Consider the following 16432-nt stretch of genomic DNA (forward strand, 5'->3'; position numbering starts at 1 on the left):
TCAGCGCAGCGCGTAGCCACCGTCGGGATAGAGCGTCGACCCGGTCGTGTAGCTGTTGCCGAACAGGTACAGCACGGCATCGGCCACTTCGGACTCCCGCCCGACGCGGTGCAGCAGCGTGTCGCGCGAGTACTGCGCGAAGCTCGCCTCCCGCACGGCCGTCGGCCGCCCGGCCCAGAGATTGCCGTCGATCGTGCCCGGCGCGACGACGTTCACCCGCACCGGCGCCAGCTCGACGGCCAGCCCGCGGCCGAGCCCTTCGATCGCCGCGTTGCAGGCGACGTACGCGGGCGCGGCGCCGGGCGGCCGGACGCTCGCCGCACCGGACATCAGCACGATCGACGCGTCGGGAGCCAACCGGGGCACCGCGTGCTTCACGGCGTGGTACTGGCCCCAGAACTTCGTCTCGAACGGACTCGCCGCATCCTCGTCGCTCAGCTCACGTATCGGTCCGACCACATAGGACGCACCGGGCGTGAACAGGTGGTCCACCCGGTCCACGGCGCCGAAGAACGCGGCCAGCGAGTCCTGGTCGGTGGTGTCGACAACCTGCCAGGTGGCGCCGATCGCCGACGCCGCGTCGGCCAGCTTCGCAGCGGTGCGTCCGCCGAGGTGCACCTTGGCCCCGTCAAGAGCCGCTCGCCGGGCCACCTCGAGGCCGATGCCCGACCCACCGCCGATGATCACGACGGTCCGGTCTTCCAGCCTGTTCACGCGATCTCCTCGACGGGGACGAAGGGGTGCGGCAGCCCGAACGCGACGGGCCCGAAAGTGTCGAGCGCTTCCGGCGTGCGCATCAGTGGCGGAGTCGAAATCCCGACGACGGTGACGCGCTGGCCGTACCGCAGGGTCTCGGTGGTGATCGGCTCGGCGGTCGCCGCCTCCAGCACGCAGATCAAGTCGGGCACCACGCACCGCACGGAACCGTCCACGGTGGCCAGCAGGTTCTCGTTCTGGAACAGGATCTCGAGCTTGTGCGCGCCGTCGAACGACACTGCTTCGGCGCGGCCGCGCGCAAAGCCCTCTTCGGTCCGGCGCTCCACATCGGACACCTTGCCGCGGAACAGCACCCGCAGGTGCTGGTACGGTGTCTCGACCAGCGCGGCAGCCAGCCGGTCGACCGGATCTTCGTTGCGCGAGCGCGCCTCCCGGATCGTCCGCCCCACGGTCAACGCCAGCGACAGCGTCCGGGGCACCGCCGTCCGCTTGACGTCGGCGCCGCTCATCGCGTACTCGGCGATGTGCGCAACCCCGCCGAGCCGGATGGTGACCCCGCGCGCCAGCCACTCCATCCGCCGGTTGTCGGCGCCGGTGCTGATCACCGTCGTCTCACCCCGCTCACCGCCGATCGCCATCGGCGAGCCCGGGACACCGTAGACACCGAACGTCTCCATCTGCAGTTCCGGGAACGCCCGGCCCATCCCGTCGGCGTCGACCACCGGCAGCCCGAGCCGCGCGCCGACGAGCAGCGGGATCATCGAGTTGATGCCCCCGCACTCGATCGGCATGGTCGCGTCAGCTCGGCGGCCGAGGTGCTGCTCCAGGGTCTGCAACGCCAGCACGGGTTCAGCGCCGTTGGGCAGCTTCTCGTGCACCACGGTCGGCGCGCCCATCTGCGCGGTCGGGATCACCAGCGCGTCGTCGTCCACTTCGGACGGATCCAGGATCGTGACGGGCCCGTGCTCGCGGATCGCCTCGCGGACGAGGAGCCGTCCGACGTACGGGTCACCACCCCCGCCGGTGCCCAGCACGGCGGCGCCGCGGGCGAGGTCGGGCAGGTCGTCGTCGGTCAGGGTCCAGCTCACCCGGCCACCCCGATCGGGTCGATGTCGTAACCGAAGTAGCGCGGCCCGGCCAGCGCGATGCCCTCCGGCGTGTGCCAGCGCGGGTCGGCGGGCGCGGCGATCACCGTGACGCGCTGGCCGTACCGCAGGCCTTCGGTCGTCACGGCTTCCCCGGACTCGCGTTCCAGGGTGCAGATCAGGTCCGGCACCGACGCCTCGACGATGCCGTCGCGCTCGGCCACCAGGTGCTCGTTCTGGAACCGCAGCACCAGTTCCGCACCGGAGTCACCGTCCATCCCGGACAGCCGGGCCTCACCGCGGGCGAAGCCGGTGACCGTGCGGCGGGCGACGTCGACCACCTTGCCGCTGAACAGCCGGCGGCCACCGAGCCGTTCGACAACCCGCGCGACGGGGTCGCCGTGCGCGGCACGTGCGGAACGCACCAGGGCACCCAGCTCGGCGCACAGGCTCAGCGTGCCCGGCACCAGCGCCTCACGGGCCTGCGCGCCGGACATCGCGTAGTTGCTGATCATCGCCGAACAGCCCATGTCGATGGTCGCCGACCGGGCCAGCCGCTCGGCCCAGTGGTTGTCGACGGTGTCCAATACCCCGCGGTTGCCCTTTTCGTCGGCGATCGACATCGGTGTCGCCCGGATTCCGTACAGGGTGGGAAGGACCATCTGCAGTTCCGGGAACGCCCGGCCCATGCCGTCCGCGTCCACCAAGGGCAGGCCGAGCTGCGCCGCCGCGACCACCGGGATCAGCGAGTTGACGCCGCCCGCCTCGGCGCACGCGATGTGCGTCAGCTCCTTGCCGAGGTACCCGGCGAGCGTCCGCGCGGCCAGGCCCACCTGCTCGGCCGACGGCAGCTTCTCGACCATCACCGTCGGCGCGCCCATCATCGCCACCGGCAGCACCACGGCGTCGTCGTCCAGGTCCGCCAAGGGAACCAGCGGCACCGGGCCGTCCGACCGGATCGCCGCAGTGGCCAGCAACCGGCCGATGTACGGGTCTCCCCCGCCGCCGGTGCCGAGGATCGCCGCACCCCGCGCGATGTCGTCCAGGTCGTTCGCGGTGATCTCGCGCATCACGCCCCCAGCTGCAGGTCGCCGACGGCCTTCGCGCGGATGCGCGTGGCGTTGCCGGGCAGGTACGGGATGGGCACCTCGTCGAAGTCGACGATGCCGACCGAAGCCGGCGACGCACCGGCCGCGACCGCCCGGTCGATGGCCTCCTGCTTCGCCTCCTCGACAACGGCGTCGCGACGGCCCGGCTCGATCACGTAGACGCGGTCGACCTCACCGCCGATCTGCGCGATCGCCGCGCCGATCGCGTTGGCCACGGCGTAGTTCTCCGGCCGGTGCACCACACCGCAGCCGGCCAGCTCGTCCGGCAGCAGCACCGAGCCACCGCCGACCGCCACCACCGGCAACGGCTCCGCGGACGTCCGCATCCGTTCGACCACATCGGACACGTCGGCGGCGATCCGGTCCAGCGCCGCCCGGACCAGCGAGCGGTCGAGGTGCGCCACCAGCGACGCGTCCCCGATGTCCGCCCGGCCGGCGGCGACCGCGATGTCGGTCGCGGTGAGCGTGTCCCCGCCGAAGACCAGGGCCTTCGACGTCAGCTCGTAGCCGACCGAGTCCGGGCCCACGGTGACGTTCCCGCGCACCCGGCTGCCCCCGCCGATGCCGATCGAGAGCACGTCCGGCATCCGGAAGTTGGTGCGGATCCCGGCAACGCTGACGTCCGTGGTCGCTTCGCGCGGGAAGCCTTGCCGCAGGACACCGACGTCCGAAGTCGTGCCGCCGACGTCGACCACCGCACAGGTGTCCAAACCGGACAGCACGGCCGCACCGCGCATCGAGTTCGTCGGCCCCGAAGCGAAGGTCGCCACCGGGTAGCGGCGGGCGAAGTCGACGTCCATCAGCGTGCCGTCGTTCTGGCTCAGGTACAGCGGCGCGGTGATGCCCGCACCGGTGACCGACGCGGCCAGGCCGTCGACGATGTGCGCGGCCAGCTCGCGCAGCGCCGCGTTGATCACCGTCGCGTTTTCCCGCTCCAGCAAGCCGATCCGGCCGATCTCGTGGGACAGCGAGATCGCGACGTCCGGCAGCTGCGCGGCGATGATCTCCGCCGCGCGGGTCTCGAACTCGGCGTTGACCGGGGAGAAGACCGAGGTGATCGCGACACTGCGCACCCCGGCCGCCCCCATGTCGTCGGCGGCCTTGCGCAGCTCGCTCTCGTCGAGCTCCGCGATGTGGCGGCCGTCGAACTCGTGTCCACCGTGGACCAGGTAGCTGCGCCCCGACACCGCGTCGACGAGCCGCTGCGGCCAGTCGACCATCGGCGGCAGCGACGCCCCGGCCGGCAGGCTCAGCCGGACGGCCGCGGTCGGCGCGAGCCGGTGCGCCTCCACCAGGGCGTTGATGAAGTGCGTGGTGCCGATCATCACCGCCCGCACCGCCGCCGGGTCGAACGCGCGCTGCCGCTGCAGGCCGTCGATCGCGGCGACGATGCCGGAGGTGACGTCCGCGGTCGTGCTGGTCTTGACCGTGGCGAGGACCTGCCTGCCGTCGAGCAGGACAGCGTCGGTGTTGGTGCCGCCGACGTCGATGCCGATGCGCACGAAGATTCTCCTTGAAGGACTCAGACGGCGGGAGCGGGCTCGGCGTCGGCGGTCCGGCTGCTGCCGATCCCCCGCACCAGGCCGAGCTTCCCGGCGACGACGTACAGGACGAAGGCCACGACGAGCGAGTTGATGCTCGGCAGGCCCCATTCGACGAACTCGCCGAAGAGCGCGGCGGCGACCCAGACGACGAGCGTCGCGGGCACCCACACCGGGGCGTCTTCGGGAACCGTGCCGCGGGCGCGAGCGCTTTCCAGGTCCCCGCGCCACTTCTTCACGACGAAGTACTCGGCGACCATGATCCCGGCGATCGGCGGGAACGCGACCCCCAGCACGGTGAGGAAGTCGGTGAACTTCGCCAGGATCCCGGCGGCGGCGAGCACACTGCCCGCCAGGCCGAGCACCGCCGTGACGAGGCCGCGGTGGGCGCGGCGGCCGGACACGGTGCCGATGAAGTTCACCACGCCGAGGCCGGAGGAGTACAGGTTCCAGTCGTTGATCTTGATCGTGCCGGCGATGACGATCAGCAGCCCGACCCAGCCGACCGACGACGTCACGATGGTGGTGATCCCGGCGCTGCCGACGGCGTGCGCGAGCAGGACGCCGGAGAGGCCGATGACGTACTCGCCGAGCGTGATCCCGACGAGCGTCTGCTTGACGACGTCCGAAGTGGACCGGTTGAAGCGGGTCATGTCCGGCGTGATCACGGCGCCGACGATGAAGCCGCCGGCGACCAGCGTGGTGCCCTGCAGCAGGCTCAGCGACGGGCCGGGCGGGGCCGAGGAGACGAGCGTGCCGAGGTCGTGGCGGGTCAGTTCGGAGATGATCGACCAGCCGACCAGGATCAGGAAGGCCGGCACGGTGAGGTACGCCGTCCAGGCCATGGAGTGGAAGCCCCGCACCACGATCGCGGTGACGAGCAGGCCGAACAGCAGCGCCCAGCCCCACTCCGGCAGGCCGCCGATGAGCGCGACGAGGCCTTGGGCCGAGACGGCGGACTGGATGCCGAACCAGCCGATGAGGCTGATCCCGATGGCGAGCCCGATGAGCGCCGAGCCGCCGCGGCCGAAGCCGGTCCAGCGGGCGATCATGGACGTGGACAGACCCTCGCGGACGCCGATGACGCCGACGAGGATCGTGATGAGCTCCAGGATGACCGAGCCGAGCGTGAAGGCCAGCACCGCGGGCCAGAAGCTCATCCCGAAGCCGACGGTGGCTCCGAGCAGGAACTGGGACAGGGCGGACACCTGGCCGAACCGCTGGACGGCGACCGACCACCACGAGTACCGGGCGTGGTCCGGCACTCTGGTGAGGGCATAGTCATCAACACCGACTGTTGAGGCCACGCCGACCTCCTAATCCGGGAAGGGAAACGGTTCCCCGCACCGTAAGCAGCGGTCCCGGCGACGTCACCGTGCGATGTGCACAACCACCACCTCGGCGCTGTGCATGTCGCCTGGTCAGGCGAGTGGGTCCACGCCGGTCAGCGTCACGCTTTCCGCCCACACCCGCGTGGCGGCCGCGTTGTCGGCCAGGTTCGCCCAGAGCGGTTCGAGCCGAGGGCGGCCACGCAGGCCGAACACGCGCGGACCCCACAGCTGCCCGCCGGTGACGTCCGGGCCGAGCACCGCGCGGACGGCGGGCCGCGCCCCGGCGTCCTTGCCCTGCAGGAGAACCCCGGCCGGCCGCCCGCGCAGCCACTGGCCGGTCGTGCGGGTGTGCACCCGCGGCCGTGACGGCGTCAGCGAGTCGAGCGCGCCGCCGGGGTGGGCGAGCACACTCAGCCGCTGCGAACCCGCGGCGCGCAGCCGCCGGTCGAGTTCGAGCGCGAACAGCATCTGGGCCAGCTTGGACCGCTCGTAAGCGCGTTTCGGCTGGTAGTCACGCTCGCTCTGCAGGTCGGCGAAGTCGAGGCTCGCGGACTTCGCGGCGAAGCTGCCGGTGGTGACGATGCGCGCGGCTGGGGCCAGCACCGGCATCAGCCGCGCGACCAGGGCGAAGTGGCCTAGGTGGTTGGTGCCGAACATCAGCTCGTGGCCGTCCGCGGTTTCGCGCCGCGGCGGGTGGTCGAGCGCCACCCCGGCGTTGCAGACGACGGCGTCGAGTTCGCCGGTGTCGACCGCTTCGAGCGAAGCCAGGTCGGCGAGGTCGATCCGGACGTGCCGCACCTTGGCCCCGGCGACCTGCGAACGGATCGACGTCAGCGCCGCTTCCGCCTTCGCCGGGTCGCGGCTGCCGATCACCACCTCCGCGCCGGCCGAAGCCAGCTGCTCGGCGGCGAAATAGCCGATCCCGGCGTTGCCCCCGGTCACCAGCACCCGCATCCCTCGCCCCTCCCCGTGCCAAGCTGTCCCGCATGGAGAACGCTACCGGTTACCGGCGGTCGGCCGGGTCGCCCCGCGGCGAAGCCCGGCGCCGGGAGCTGCTGGCGAAGATCACCGATGACGCCGCCGAGAACGGTCTGGTGGACTTCTCGCTGCGCCGCGCCGCGCGCGCCGCGGGGACCACGCACAAGGTGCTGCTCTACCACTTCGAGGGCGCCGAAGACCTGCTCCGGCAGGTGGTCCTGGCCCTGCGGGAACGCCGGATCGGCAACGCGCTGACGGCGGTCGCGGAGTCGCCGGCCACCTTGACCGACCGCGTCCGGGCCGCCTGGCACAGCCTTCGCGACGAGGAGTCACAGCTCCGGCGCGTGCTCGACCAGGCGATGGGCCTGGCGATGTACGACCCGGGCCGGTACGCCGCGCTCGGCCGGGGCGCGTCGCAGCAGTACCTGCCGACGCTGATGTCGTTCTGCCCGCCGGACTGGCCCGAGCAGCGGCGGCACGAAGTCGCTTCGATGATCCTCGCGACGATGCGCGGCTTCCTCGTCGACCTGTTGACCAGTGACGACGGCGCCGGCGCTGAGGCCGGGTTCGAGGCGTTGCTGCGCGCGGTGGCCCGGGAGGAAGCCGCTTCCTGAGCCCTCGACAGTTTGCGAACCACGTGGTTCACTTCGAACCATGCAGATCGAGCTGTCCGCGGGAACCGTCGAGTACACCGACACCGGCGGGCCGGGCCCGGTGGTCGTCTTCGTCCACGGCCTGCTGATGGACGGCTCGCTGTGGGACGGCCCGGTCGCGGACCTGACCGCCGGCCATCGGTGTGTCGTCCCAACACTGCCACTGGGCGCGCACCGGCAGCCGATGCGGGACGACGCCGATCTGTCGCTGCCCGGGATCGCCCGGCTGCTGAGCGAGTTCCTCGCGCGGCTGGACCTGCGAGAGGTGACCTTGGTGGGTGTCGACACCGGCGGCGCGCTGGTGCAGCTGCTGATGGCGGACGGGGACCCGCGGGTGAGCCGCGTGGTGCTCGCCTCGTGCGACGCGTTCGACAACTTCCCGCCCGGGCTGACCGGCAAGACGCTGGTCCTGACGGGAAAGCTCGCACCGGGCCTGTTCGGTGTGTTCATGCAGCAGATGCGGCTGCGCGCGGTGCGCCGGCTCCCGATCGCGTTCGGCTGGCTGACGAAGCGGGGCGACGCGGCGACGGCCCGCTGGATCCGCCCGCTGCTGGCCGACGCGGCGATCCGCCGGGACACGGTCCGCGTCCTGCGGGCGGCCGCGGCTTCGCCGGACTTCCTGCTGGAGGTGGCGGAACGGCTGCCGAGTTTCGACCGGCCGGTGCTCCTCGTGTGGGCGAGCGAGGACCGCGTCATGCCTCTCGAGCACGGCCGGCGGCTGACCGCGTTGCTGCCGAAGGGAAAGCTCGTCGAGGTGGCCGACAGCTACACGCTGCTGCCGTTGGACCAGCCCGCGGAGTTCGCCCGGCTGGTCCGGGAGTTCACAGCCGGCTGAGACCGTGCAGGATGCGCTCCATCAGGTCGATGCTGGGGCGGTTGCCCGAGCCCATCCGGACGGTGTGCACGGCGACGAGCCCGCGGTCGGCCAGATCGGACAGCAGGACCCGCGCCACCCCCAGCGGGATCCGCCGGCGCGCGGCGACCTCGGCGACCGACTGCGAAGTCCGGCACAGGACGCAGATCTCGGACTCCTCCTGCGTGCTCCCCCGCACGACGGACCGGCCCCGCTGCGTCGTCGACACCAGGGTCTCGACCGGCAGGTCGCGGGTCGGGCGGGTGCGACCATGGGTGCGGAAGTACGGGCGCACCATCCCGGCCCCGCCTTCTTCGAGCACGGACCCCCAGTGCACAGCCAGCTCCTAACGGCGATTAATCCTTGTCGGCGATTATTTGACCCGGTGATCGACTCCGCCGCAATCGACCGAACAGAGCAACGCCGAGATTATCGCAGGTCAACGCGTTGGTGCTGGCGCAGTACTACCCCGAAGGACCAGATGGGTCCCGACGATTGTCCGCGATTGTGCGACTTTTTCCCCGGAAAGCCGGGCGAGCACCCGGTGCCCGGCCCGCTCGCCGAGCTCGGCCACCGGCTGCGCGACGGTGCTCAGCTCGAGCAGGTCGGCCAGGTCGTGATCGTCGAACCCGAGCACCGAGACGTCCTCCGGCACCCGGAGCCCGGCCCGGCGAAGCGTCCGCAGCGCGCCGAACGCCATCTCGTCCGACGCGGCGAACACCGCGGTCGGCCGGTGCGGGAGGCCGAGCAGCGTGGCCATCGCCCGTTCCCCGCCCGCCACGGTGAACCGGCCGGTGGTCTCGAACGCCGGATCGGGCTCCGGGCAGACCTCGCGGTAGGCGGCCAGCCGGCGCAGCGGCGTGGTGAACCCCAGCGGGACCGGCGCGTCTTCACCGACGAACCCGATCCGGCGGTGCCCGAGCTGCACCAGGTGGCGCATCGCCGTCACCGCGGCGGCGTGGTCGTCGATCCCGACGGAGTCCGCGCCGGGCTCCTCGGTGCCGACGGTGACCAGCGGCGTGCCGAGGTTCAGCAGCTGCTCCCGCTCGGCGTCCGACAGCGGCAGGGCGAGCACGAGCACGGCGTCTACGCGGCGGCGCAGCGGAAGACCGGCGAAGAACCGGGCGCGGCCGGCGTCGTCCCCGAGGTTGTAGAGCAGCAGGCTGAGGCCGGCTTCACGCAGCACCCGCTCGACCCCGGAGATGATCCGCGAGAAGTACCAGCGGTCGACGTACGGCACGATCACGCCGACCGTGCCGGTCCGGCCGGTGGCCAGGCTCGACGCCGTCGGGGAGATCGCGTAACCGAGCTCGGCGGCCGCCGCCAGCACCCTTGTCCGCGTGCGCTCGGCCACCCCGGGCACGCCCCGCAACGCCCGTGAAACGGTCGCCGCCGAGACCCCGGCGAGCCGGGCGACGTCGTCGAGCTTCTCCGGCATCCTTGCTCCAGTCGATTGCAAGCGCTTGCAGCCATCTGCGTGTACGGCATTGACACCTGCCTTGATCACGGTAAATCATCGCTGCAAGCGCTTGCAATGCCTGTCCGGCAAGGAGGCCGACATGCGCCAGTTCATCCCGCTCGCGGGCGCGGCCCTGCTGGCCGGCACCACGCTCGTCGCGTGCTCCGGGGCCAGTGGCCTGACGATCAACCTGTACATCTCGCCGGAGGACCACCTCCAGACGGTGGTCGACCGCTGCAGCGAGGCCGCCGCCGGCCGCTACAAGATCGTCTACAACAAGCTGCCGCGCGGCGCGGACGGCCAGCGCGAGCAGATGGTCCGCCGGCTCGCCGCCGGTGACGAGACCCTCGACGTGCTCGGCCTCGACGTCACGTGGGTCCCGGAGTTCGCCGAAGCGGGCTGGGCCGAGGAGTGGACCGGCGCGAACGCGGCCGCCGCCACCCGCGACGTGCTGCCGGGGCCGCTGGCCACCGCGAAGTGGAACGGAAAGCTCTACGGCGCCACGAAGAACACCAACGTGCAGCTGCTCTGGTACGACGACCGGATCACGCCGGCACCGCCGAAGACGTTCGACGAGCTCATGACGCAGGCGCTGCAGCTGAAGGCCGCCGGGAAGCCGTACCAGGTCGTGTTCACCGGCGCGCAGTACGAGGGCCTGGTCGTCTTCTACAACACGCTGGTCGCTTCCGCGGGCGGGCACATCCTGTCCGACGACGGCAAGTCGGTCGTGATGGACGACGGCGCGGTGCGCGCCCTGGAACTCCTGAAGCGCCTCACGACGGCCGGCATCACCGACCCGTCGCTGACGAACCAGAAGGAGGACGACATCCGCCAGGCGTTCCAGCGCGGCCAGGCGGCGACCGAGCTGAACTGGCCGTTCGTCTACGCCTCCTACGCCAAGGAAAAGCCGCAGGACATCGCCCACCTCAAGTGGAGTCGGTACCCGTCGGTGCTGCCGGGCCAGGCCAGCCGCGTCACGATCGGCGGGTTCAACCTGGCGGTCTCGACGTATTCGCAGCACAAGCCGGAAGCGTTCGAAGCCGCGCTGTGCCTGCGCAACACGGCGAACCAGAAGTACCAGGCCCTGGTCGACGGCATTCCGCCGAGCATCGCCTCGATCTACACCGACGCGGCCCCGCTCGACCCGGCAAAACCGGCCGACGCCAAGGAAAACCCGACGATGGCCGACCAATACCCGATGAAGGGCGACATCCAGGCAGCGCTGACGGACGCGGCGGTCCGGCCGCTCACGCCCGCGTACCAGAACCTCTCGACGGTGATTTCGAAGGTGCTGTCCCCACCGGCGGAGATCGACGTCCAGGCGACGGCCGAGGAACTGCGTGAGCGTTTGGCGGATGCGCTGAACTCGCGGGGCATCATTCCGTGAGGCGGAGTGTTCGACGTGATCATCCTTTCGTGTGATGAACATTCGTTCGATCATCGGTAATCTTGATGCGTGGACAGCGAAACGGTGTGGCAAGCGGATGCGGTGGCTCTGGCCGACCGTGTCTCCGCGCTGCTCACCGTGGTGCGGTCTGCTGAGGCTGAGATCGGTTCCCTGCTGGTCGAAATCGAGTCTCGCGGGATCATGGAGCTGTTCGGCTACCGGTCTGTTGCTCGGTTGTTCGAGCATCTTGCCGATGTTCCCAAGGTGGCTGCCGAACGTGTGGTGAAACGGGCGCGGGCGGTCAATCCCGGGCGTGCTCTCGATGGCAGTCCCGTGCCTGCTGTTGCTCCCGCCACCGGGGTCGCCGCCCTGGAGGGCCGGTTGAGCAGCCCGATGATCGACACCATCGTCGAGGTTCTGGCGCAGGTTCCGCCCGAGCACCGTGATGACGCCGAACGGGATCTGCTGTCCTTCGCTTCCGACGCCGGGCACAAGCAAGTTGCGGCGTTGGGGGCGCGGATCGTCGCGCACCTCGACCCCGACGGTGCCGAGCCGATTGAGACCGAACCGTCTGTGCCCGCCCGAGAGCTTTCGATGCGCCGGAAGAGATCCGGGATATGGGAACTCAACGGTCGATTCGACGACGAGACCGGCGCCCGCGCCAGTGCCCTCCTCGACTCCCTCGCCGAGCGCCGTAGCAGCGAAGAGGGACCGGACTTGCGTTCCCCACAGGAACGCTACGGCGACGCCTTCTCCGACGCCATCGACCTCGCCCTCAACTCCCCGGACCTGCCGACGCAGGCCGGTGAACGAGCCCACGTCATGGTCGCGATCTCACTGGCCGACCTTCAGTCCGGCATCGGCCAGGCCACCCTCGGCGACACCGGCCGCATCTCCGCAGCCGAAGCCCGGATCCACGCCTGCGACTGCAAACTCATCCCCGCAGTCCTCGGCGACAAAAGCGAACCCCTCGACCTCGGCCGCTCACGCCGCTCGCTCCCAACCAGCCTTCGCCGCGCCCTCTACCTACGCGACCGCGGCTGCGCCTTCCCCGGCTGCCACCGCCCACCCCGGCACTGCCAAGGTCACCACATTCGCCACTGGGCCAACGGCGGCCCCACCGACCTGGGCAACCTGGTCCTGATGTGCGCCCACCACCACCGACTCCTGCACCGCTCCGGATGGGAAGTCCGCATCGCCGCCGACGGCTTACCCGAATTCCTACCACCAGTATTCCTGGACAAACGCCGAAAACCCCGGCGCAACAACCTTCATCAACCCCTGCCATTCGCGGCATGAACAACCGAACAACGGGAAAGGCCCGCAGCCAACCGGCTCCGGGCCTACACCCACGTCCGCAAGCCGAAAGCCTGCGAGAGGCGGCTCAACCACCTACAGGACACTCCCTAGGCGCAACATTCCTTGCCACCACTGAAAGTCTGCGAATCAGCCTTGACCGTGTAGACCTCCCACGGCTCCTGACCGGGACCGTGCACCCACACCTTGTCCTGGACGGCGTAGCAGCAAGTGGTGTTGTCCTCGGGCAGCGTCTCGAGACCTTCGCCGGTGAGCCGCTTGCTGGCTTCGCTGACCTGCTCGGTGGACTCGACCTCGACACCGAGGTGGTCCATGACGGTGGCCTGGCCGGGCTCGCCTTCCAGGAGCACGAGCTTGAGCGCGGGCTCGGCGATCGCGAAGTTGGCGTAGCCGGGCCGGCGCTTGGCGGGCTCCGCGCCGAACAGCTTCGAGTAGAAGTCGATCGAGCCCTTGAGGTCCCCGACCCGCAGGGCGAGCTGCACGCGTGACATCCCGATCCTCCTTGAATAGATGTTTGTCTAAACAGCGACGAGACTTAGATTGCTCTCTAGATAGACGTCTGTCAAGATAGACACATGCCGAAACAGCTGCCGCTCGTCGCGATGGACGCTTGCTGCTCCCCGCTCGCACGGGAGCCGCTGACCGAGGACCAGTCCGTCGAGCTGTCGAAGCTGTTCAAGGCGCTGGCCGACCCCGTGCGGCTGCGCCTGCTGTCGCTGATCGCGTCACACGCGGGCGGCGAGGCGTGCGTCTGCGACCTGACGGACGCCTTCGAGCTGACCGGCCCGACGATCTCGCACCACCTGAAGGTGCTGCGCGAGTCCGGCCTGATCACCGGCGAGCGGCGCGGGACCTGGGTGTACTACCGCGTCCACCCGGAGGTCCTGGCGCGCCTGTCGGCGGTGCTGGTTCCCGGCGACACGATCGTCCCGGCGTGACGACGCCCGCCAAGCTGTCCACAGTGGACCGGCTGCTGCCGGCGTGGATCGCGGTCGCGATGGCCGCCGGGCTGCTCGCCGGCCGGTGGGTGCCCGGGCTCGGGGCCGCGCTGACCGCGGTGCAGGTGGACGGGATTTCGCTGCCGATCGCGCTCGGGCTGCTGGTGATGATGTACCCGGTGCTGGCGAAGGTCCGCTACGACCGGCTCGGCACGGTCACCCGCGACCGGCGGCTGCTGTGGTCGTCGCTGGTGCTGAACTGGCTGGTCGGCCCGGCGCTGATGTTCGCCCTCGCCTGGCTGCTGCTGCCGGACCTGCCGGAGTACCGGACCGGGCTGATCATCGTCGGCCTCGCCCGCTGCATCGCCATGGTGATCATCTGGAACGACCTCGCCTGCGGCGACCGGGAGGCCGCCGCCGTGCTCGTGGCGCTGAACTCGGTGTTCCAGGTTGTCGCGTTCGGGCTGCTCGGCTGGTTCTACCTCTCGGTCCTGCCCGGCTGGCTCGGCCTCCCGCAGGCCGATCTCGCCGTGTCCGGGTGGCAGATCGCCAAGAGCGTGCTGATCTTCCTCGGCATCCCCCTGGTCGCCGGTTACCTGACACGCCGGCTCGGCGAACGCGCCAAGGGCCGCGCCTGGTACGAGTCCGTGTTCCTGCCGAAGATCGGCCCAGCCGCGCTGTACGGGCTGCTCTTCACCATCGTGGTCCTGTTCGCGCTGCAGGGTGACCGGATCACCGCCCGGCCGCTGGACGTCGTCCGCATCGCGGTGCCGCTGCTGGCCTACTTCGGCCTGATGTGGGCCGGGGCCTACACGTTCGGCAAGGCCGTGGGCTTGTCCTACGAGCGGACGACCACCCTCGCGTTCACCGCCGCGGGCAACAACTTCGAGCTCGCCATCGCCGTCGCCATCGCGACGTTCGGGGCCGCGAGCGGGCAGGCGCTGGCCGGGGTCGTCGGACCGTTGATCGAAGTCCCCGTGCTCGTCGCACTCGTCTACGTGGCGCTCTCCCTGCGCCGCCGCCTGGTGGAGGTCACGCCGTGAGCACCCCGGAAGTCCTGTTCGTCTGCGTCCACAACGCCGGCCGCTCCCAGATGGCCGCCGCACTGCTGCACCACCACGCCGCCGGCCGGGTCACCGTCCGGTCGGCGGGCTCCGCGCCCGCGGACGAGGTCAACCCCGCGGTGGTCGCGGTCATGGCCGAACTCGGCATCAACGTCGCCCACGAGTTCCCGAAGCGCCTGACCACCGACGCGGTCGAAGCCGCCGACGTCGTGATCACCATGGGGTGCGGCGACGCGTGCCCGATCTTCCCCGGCAAGCGCTACCTCGACTGGCAGCTCGACGACCCCGCCGGCCTCCCGCTCGAGGCGGTCCGCCCGATCCGCGACGAGATCGACCGCCGCGTCCGCGCCCTGCTCGCCGAACTGGCGCCCCTTTTCTCCTGACCTTTCATCGTCTATCGTCGATGGACGATGAAAGGGGCGTGATGCTGGACCGCGACACCGCCGAGACCTACGCCGGGTGGTTCCGGGCCCTCGCGGACCCGACCCGGGTCCAGATCCTCAACCTGATCGCGTCCGCCGGCGGCCCGATGACGGTCGGCGAGGTCGTCGAGCGGGTGAACGTGGGCCAGTCCACCGTCTCCGCGCACCTGAAGGTCCTCACCGAAGCCCGCTTCGTGCTCGTCGAACCCCGGGGCACCGCCCGGCTCTACCGGGTCAACCAGCGTTGTGTGTCCTGTTTCCCCAGCGCGGCCGACGTTGTCATGGGCCGCGCCGCCACCCCCTTCGCCGACATCTCCTGCGAGGCCACCGGTGAATCCCGATCGTGACGCCGTCCGCGACCGCTACGCCGCCGCGGCCCGCCGAGCCCTGGCCGGCGACAGCCCCGGCCCGCTCTCCGACGGACTGGGTGCCGTCCACTACGCCGGCGAGACGGTATCCGCGGAGCTGACCGCGACGAGCATCGGCTGCGGCAACCCGCTTGCCGTCGCGGACCTGCGTCCCGGCGAAACCGTGCTCGACCTCGGCTCCGGCGGCGGCCTCGACGTCCTGCTGTCCGCGCGGCGCGTCGGCCCGGCCGGGCGGGCCATCGGCCTCGACATGACCGACGAGATGCTCACCCTCGCTCGGGGGCACGCCGAGCGGGAAGGCGTCACCAACGCGGAGTTCGTCAAGGGCACGATCGAGCGGATCCCGCTCCCGGACGCGTCGGTGGACGTCGTCATCTCGAACTGCGTCATCGCGCTCTCCCCGGACAAGCCGGCGGTGTTCGCCGAGATCGCCCGCGTCCTGCGTCCCGGCGGCCGCCTCGGCGTCACGGACATCCTCGCCGACAACACGCTCACCGACGCCGAGCGCGCCTCCCGCACCGGCGCCGTCGAATGTGTCGGCGGCGCCCTCACCGCCGGCCGGTACCGCGCACTGCTGCGCGCCGCCGGCCTCGTCGCCATCGAAGTCCGGCCGACGCACGAAGTCGGCGAGAAACTGCACTCGGCGATCATCCGCGCCGCCGCGCCCACCCCGGTGACCATCGTCCCGATGACCCCGGAGCACGCGGACGCGGTGCTGGCGATCTACCAGGCCGGCCTCGACACCGGCCACGCGAGCTTCGAGACCACCGCACCCGCCTGGGCCGGCTGGGACGCCGCCCACCTCCCGGCGCACCGCCTGGTCGCCGTCACCCCGGCGGGCCGGGTGGTGGGCTGGACAGCGGTCAGCGCGGTGTCCTCACGCTGCGCGTACGCCGGCTGCGTCGAGCACAGCGTCTACGTCCACCCCGACACCCGCGGCAGCGGCATCGGCCCGGCCCTCCTGCGCGCGTTGATCACTTCCACCGAGCGGGCCGGGATCTGGACCATCCAAAGTGGAATCTTCCCGGAGAACACAGCCAGCAGGCGCGTGCACGGAGAGGCGGGGTTCCGGGAGGTCGGCACCCGGCACCGGGTAGGCCGACACCATGGGCGCTGGCGCGACGTGGTCCTGATCGAGCGGCGCAGCCCGGTCGTGGGCGTCGACTGAGCACGACCGTTCAGAGGCGGATCGGTTTCTTGTTCATGAACT

The 16432-nt window shown here is 70.8% G+C and carries 18 protein-coding genes; 9 read left to right on the top strand and 9 right to left on the bottom strand.

Annotated elements, in window-relative coordinates; translation table 11 throughout:
• The 6 genes from ACIA5G_RS34855 to ACIA5G_RS34880 all read right to left on the bottom strand — a co-directional run bounded on the left by ACIA5G_RS34855 (position 1) and on the right by ACIA5G_RS34880 (position 6737).
• On the bottom strand, positions 1-714 hold the full coding sequence (locus tag ACIA5G_RS34855; RefSeq protein WP_395931038.1) for an SDR family oxidoreductase: 714 nt from the start codon (positions 712-714) through the stop codon (positions 1-3).
• Positions 711-1805: a DUF917 domain-containing protein gene (locus ACIA5G_RS34860; RefSeq protein ID WP_395931040.1), complete on the bottom strand. Its 1095-nt coding sequence runs from the start codon at positions 1803-1805 to the stop codon at positions 711-713. Before ACIA5G_RS34860 ends, ACIA5G_RS34855 begins: the two co-directional genes overlap by 4 nt.
• The gene (locus tag ACIA5G_RS34865; protein WP_395931042.1) at positions 1802-2872 is read right to left on the bottom strand and encodes a DUF917 domain-containing protein; all 1071 of its coding nucleotides are present in this window, start codon (positions 2870-2872) and stop codon (positions 1802-1804) included. The genes ACIA5G_RS34860 and ACIA5G_RS34865 overlap by 4 nt, the downstream gene beginning before the upstream one ends.
• Positions 2872-4413 (bottom strand): hydantoinase/oxoprolinase N-terminal domain-containing protein, encoded by a 1542-nt coding sequence (locus ACIA5G_RS34870; protein ID WP_395931044.1) that lies wholly within the window; start codon positions 4411-4413, stop codon positions 2872-2874. The genes ACIA5G_RS34865 and ACIA5G_RS34870 overlap by 1 nt, the downstream gene beginning before the upstream one ends.
• A gap of 20 nt (positions 4414-4433) precedes the next feature.
• On the bottom strand, positions 4434-5759 hold the full coding sequence (locus ACIA5G_RS34875) for a purine-cytosine permease family protein (protein WP_395931046.1): 1326 nt from the start codon (positions 5757-5759) through the stop codon (positions 4434-4436).
• 114 nt (positions 5760-5873) lie between these two features.
• The gene (locus ACIA5G_RS34880) at positions 5874-6737 is read right to left on the bottom strand and encodes an SDR family NAD(P)-dependent oxidoreductase (protein WP_395931048.1); all 864 of its coding nucleotides are present in this window, start codon (positions 6735-6737) and stop codon (positions 5874-5876) included.
• A gap of 32 nt (positions 6738-6769) precedes the next feature.
• Between ACIA5G_RS34880 and ACIA5G_RS34885 the strand changes: the two genes are divergently transcribed.
• Together ACIA5G_RS34885 and ACIA5G_RS34890 are read left to right on the top strand one after the other, a co-directional pair.
• On the top strand, positions 6770-7375 hold the full coding sequence (locus ACIA5G_RS34885) for a TetR/AcrR family transcriptional regulator (protein WP_395931050.1): 606 nt from the start codon (positions 6770-6772) through the stop codon (positions 7373-7375).
• Positions 7376-7415: 40 nt separating this feature from the next.
• A complete protein-coding gene (locus ACIA5G_RS34890; RefSeq protein WP_395931052.1) occupies positions 7416-8249 on the top strand; it encodes an alpha/beta fold hydrolase in 834 nt (277 codons plus the stop codon).
• Here ACIA5G_RS34890 and ACIA5G_RS34895 read toward each other — a convergent pair.
• Both ACIA5G_RS34895 and ACIA5G_RS34900 read right to left on the bottom strand, forming a co-directional pair.
• Positions 8236-8604, bottom strand: coding sequence for a DUF742 domain-containing protein (locus ACIA5G_RS34895; RefSeq protein ID WP_395931054.1), 369 nt, complete (start codon positions 8602-8604; stop codon positions 8236-8238). The two genes, ACIA5G_RS34890 and ACIA5G_RS34895, sit on opposite strands and share 14 nt — an antisense overlap.
• Positions 8605-8706: 102 nt before the next feature.
• Positions 8707-9705 (bottom strand): LacI family DNA-binding transcriptional regulator, encoded by a 999-nt coding sequence (locus ACIA5G_RS34900; protein ID WP_395931056.1) that lies wholly within the window; start codon positions 9703-9705, stop codon positions 8707-8709.
• A gap of 121 nt (positions 9706-9826) precedes the next feature.
• On the opposite strand from ACIA5G_RS34900, the gene ACIA5G_RS34905 reads away from it, so the two are divergent.
• Positions 9827-11113 carry an ABC transporter substrate-binding protein gene (locus tag ACIA5G_RS34905; protein ID WP_395931058.1) on the top strand — a complete coding sequence of 429 codons (1287 nt, stop codon included), beginning with the start codon at positions 9827-9829 and terminating at the stop codon, positions 11111-11113.
• 69 nt (positions 11114-11182) lie between these two features.
• A complete protein-coding gene (locus tag ACIA5G_RS34910; protein ID WP_395931060.1) occupies positions 11183-12412 on the top strand; it encodes a DUF222 domain-containing protein in 1230 nt (409 codons plus the stop codon).
• Positions 12413-12519: 107 nt separating this feature from the next.
• Here the strand turns inward: ACIA5G_RS34910 and ACIA5G_RS34915 are convergent, their stop codons facing one another.
• A complete protein-coding gene (locus ACIA5G_RS34915) occupies positions 12520-12921 on the bottom strand; it encodes an ArsI/CadI family heavy metal resistance metalloenzyme (RefSeq protein WP_395931062.1) in 402 nt (133 codons plus the stop codon).
• Between the two features lie 84 nt (positions 12922-13005).
• On the opposite strand from ACIA5G_RS34915, the gene ACIA5G_RS34920 reads away from it, so the two are divergent.
• The 5 genes from ACIA5G_RS34920 to ACIA5G_RS34940 are packed head-to-tail and all read left to right on the top strand — an operon-like array spanning position 13006 to position 16390.
• The gene (locus ACIA5G_RS34920) at positions 13006-13368 is read left to right on the top strand and encodes a metalloregulator ArsR/SmtB family transcription factor (RefSeq protein WP_395931065.1); all 363 of its coding nucleotides are present in this window, start codon (positions 13006-13008) and stop codon (positions 13366-13368) included.
• Positions 13365-14411, top strand: coding sequence for an ACR3 family arsenite efflux transporter (gene arsB / locus ACIA5G_RS34925; RefSeq protein ID WP_395931067.1), 1047 nt, complete (start codon positions 13365-13367; stop codon positions 14409-14411). Before ACIA5G_RS34920 ends, arsB begins: the two co-directional genes overlap by 4 nt.
• Positions 14408-14815: an arsenate reductase ArsC gene (locus ACIA5G_RS34930; RefSeq protein ID WP_395931069.1), complete on the top strand. Its 408-nt coding sequence runs from the start codon at positions 14408-14410 to the stop codon at positions 14813-14815. The genes arsB and ACIA5G_RS34930 overlap by 4 nt, the downstream gene beginning before the upstream one ends.
• A 20-nt stretch (positions 14816-14835) precedes the next feature.
• Positions 14836-15201: an ArsR/SmtB family transcription factor gene (locus tag ACIA5G_RS34935; RefSeq protein ID WP_395931071.1), complete on the top strand. Its 366-nt coding sequence runs from the start codon at positions 14836-14838 to the stop codon at positions 15199-15201.
• Positions 15185-16390, top strand: a complete 1206-nt coding sequence (locus ACIA5G_RS34940) for a GNAT family N-acetyltransferase (protein WP_395931073.1) — start codon at positions 15185-15187, stop codon at positions 16388-16390. Before ACIA5G_RS34935 ends, ACIA5G_RS34940 begins: the two co-directional genes overlap by 17 nt.
• The last annotated feature ends 42 nt before the right edge of the window (positions 16391-16432 follow it).

The organism is Amycolatopsis sp. NPDC051758 (assembly GCF_044453095.1).
Lineage (GTDB): Bacteria > Actinomycetota > Actinomycetes > Mycobacteriales > Pseudonocardiaceae > Amycolatopsis.

Bases quoted from the DNA above. Each gene is read 5' to 3' on its own strand.
- ACIA5G_RS34890 (WP_395931052.1), top strand. From the start codon at position 7,416: ATGCAGATCGAGCTGTCCGCGGGAACCGTCGAGTACACCGACACCGGC.
- ACIA5G_RS34865 (WP_395931042.1), bottom strand. From the start codon at position 2,872: ATGCGCGAGATCACCGCGAACGACCTGGACGACATCGCGCGGGGTGCG.
- ACIA5G_RS34905 (WP_395931058.1), top strand. From the start codon at position 9,827: ATGCGCCAGTTCATCCCGCTCGCGGGCGCGGCCCTGCTGGCCGGCACC.
- ACIA5G_RS34920 (WP_395931065.1), top strand. From the start codon at position 13,006: ATGCCGAAACAGCTGCCGCTCGTCGCGATGGACGCTTGCTGCTCCCCG.
- ACIA5G_RS34915 (WP_395931062.1), bottom strand. From the start codon at position 12,921: ATGTCACGCGTGCAGCTCGCCCTGCGGGTCGGGGACCTCAAGGGCTCG.
- ACIA5G_RS34935 (WP_395931071.1), top strand. From the start codon at position 14,836: ATGGACGATGAAAGGGGCGTGATGCTGGACCGCGACACCGCCGAGACC.
- ACIA5G_RS34880 (WP_395931048.1), bottom strand. From the start codon at position 6,737: ATGCGGGTGCTGGTGACCGGGGGCAACGCCGGGATCGGCTATTTCGCC.
- ACIA5G_RS34885 (WP_395931050.1), top strand. From the start codon at position 6,770: ATGGAGAACGCTACCGGTTACCGGCGGTCGGCCGGGTCGCCCCGCGGC.
- ACIA5G_RS34900 (WP_395931056.1), bottom strand. From the start codon at position 9,705: ATGCCGGAGAAGCTCGACGACGTCGCCCGGCTCGCCGGGGTCTCGGCG.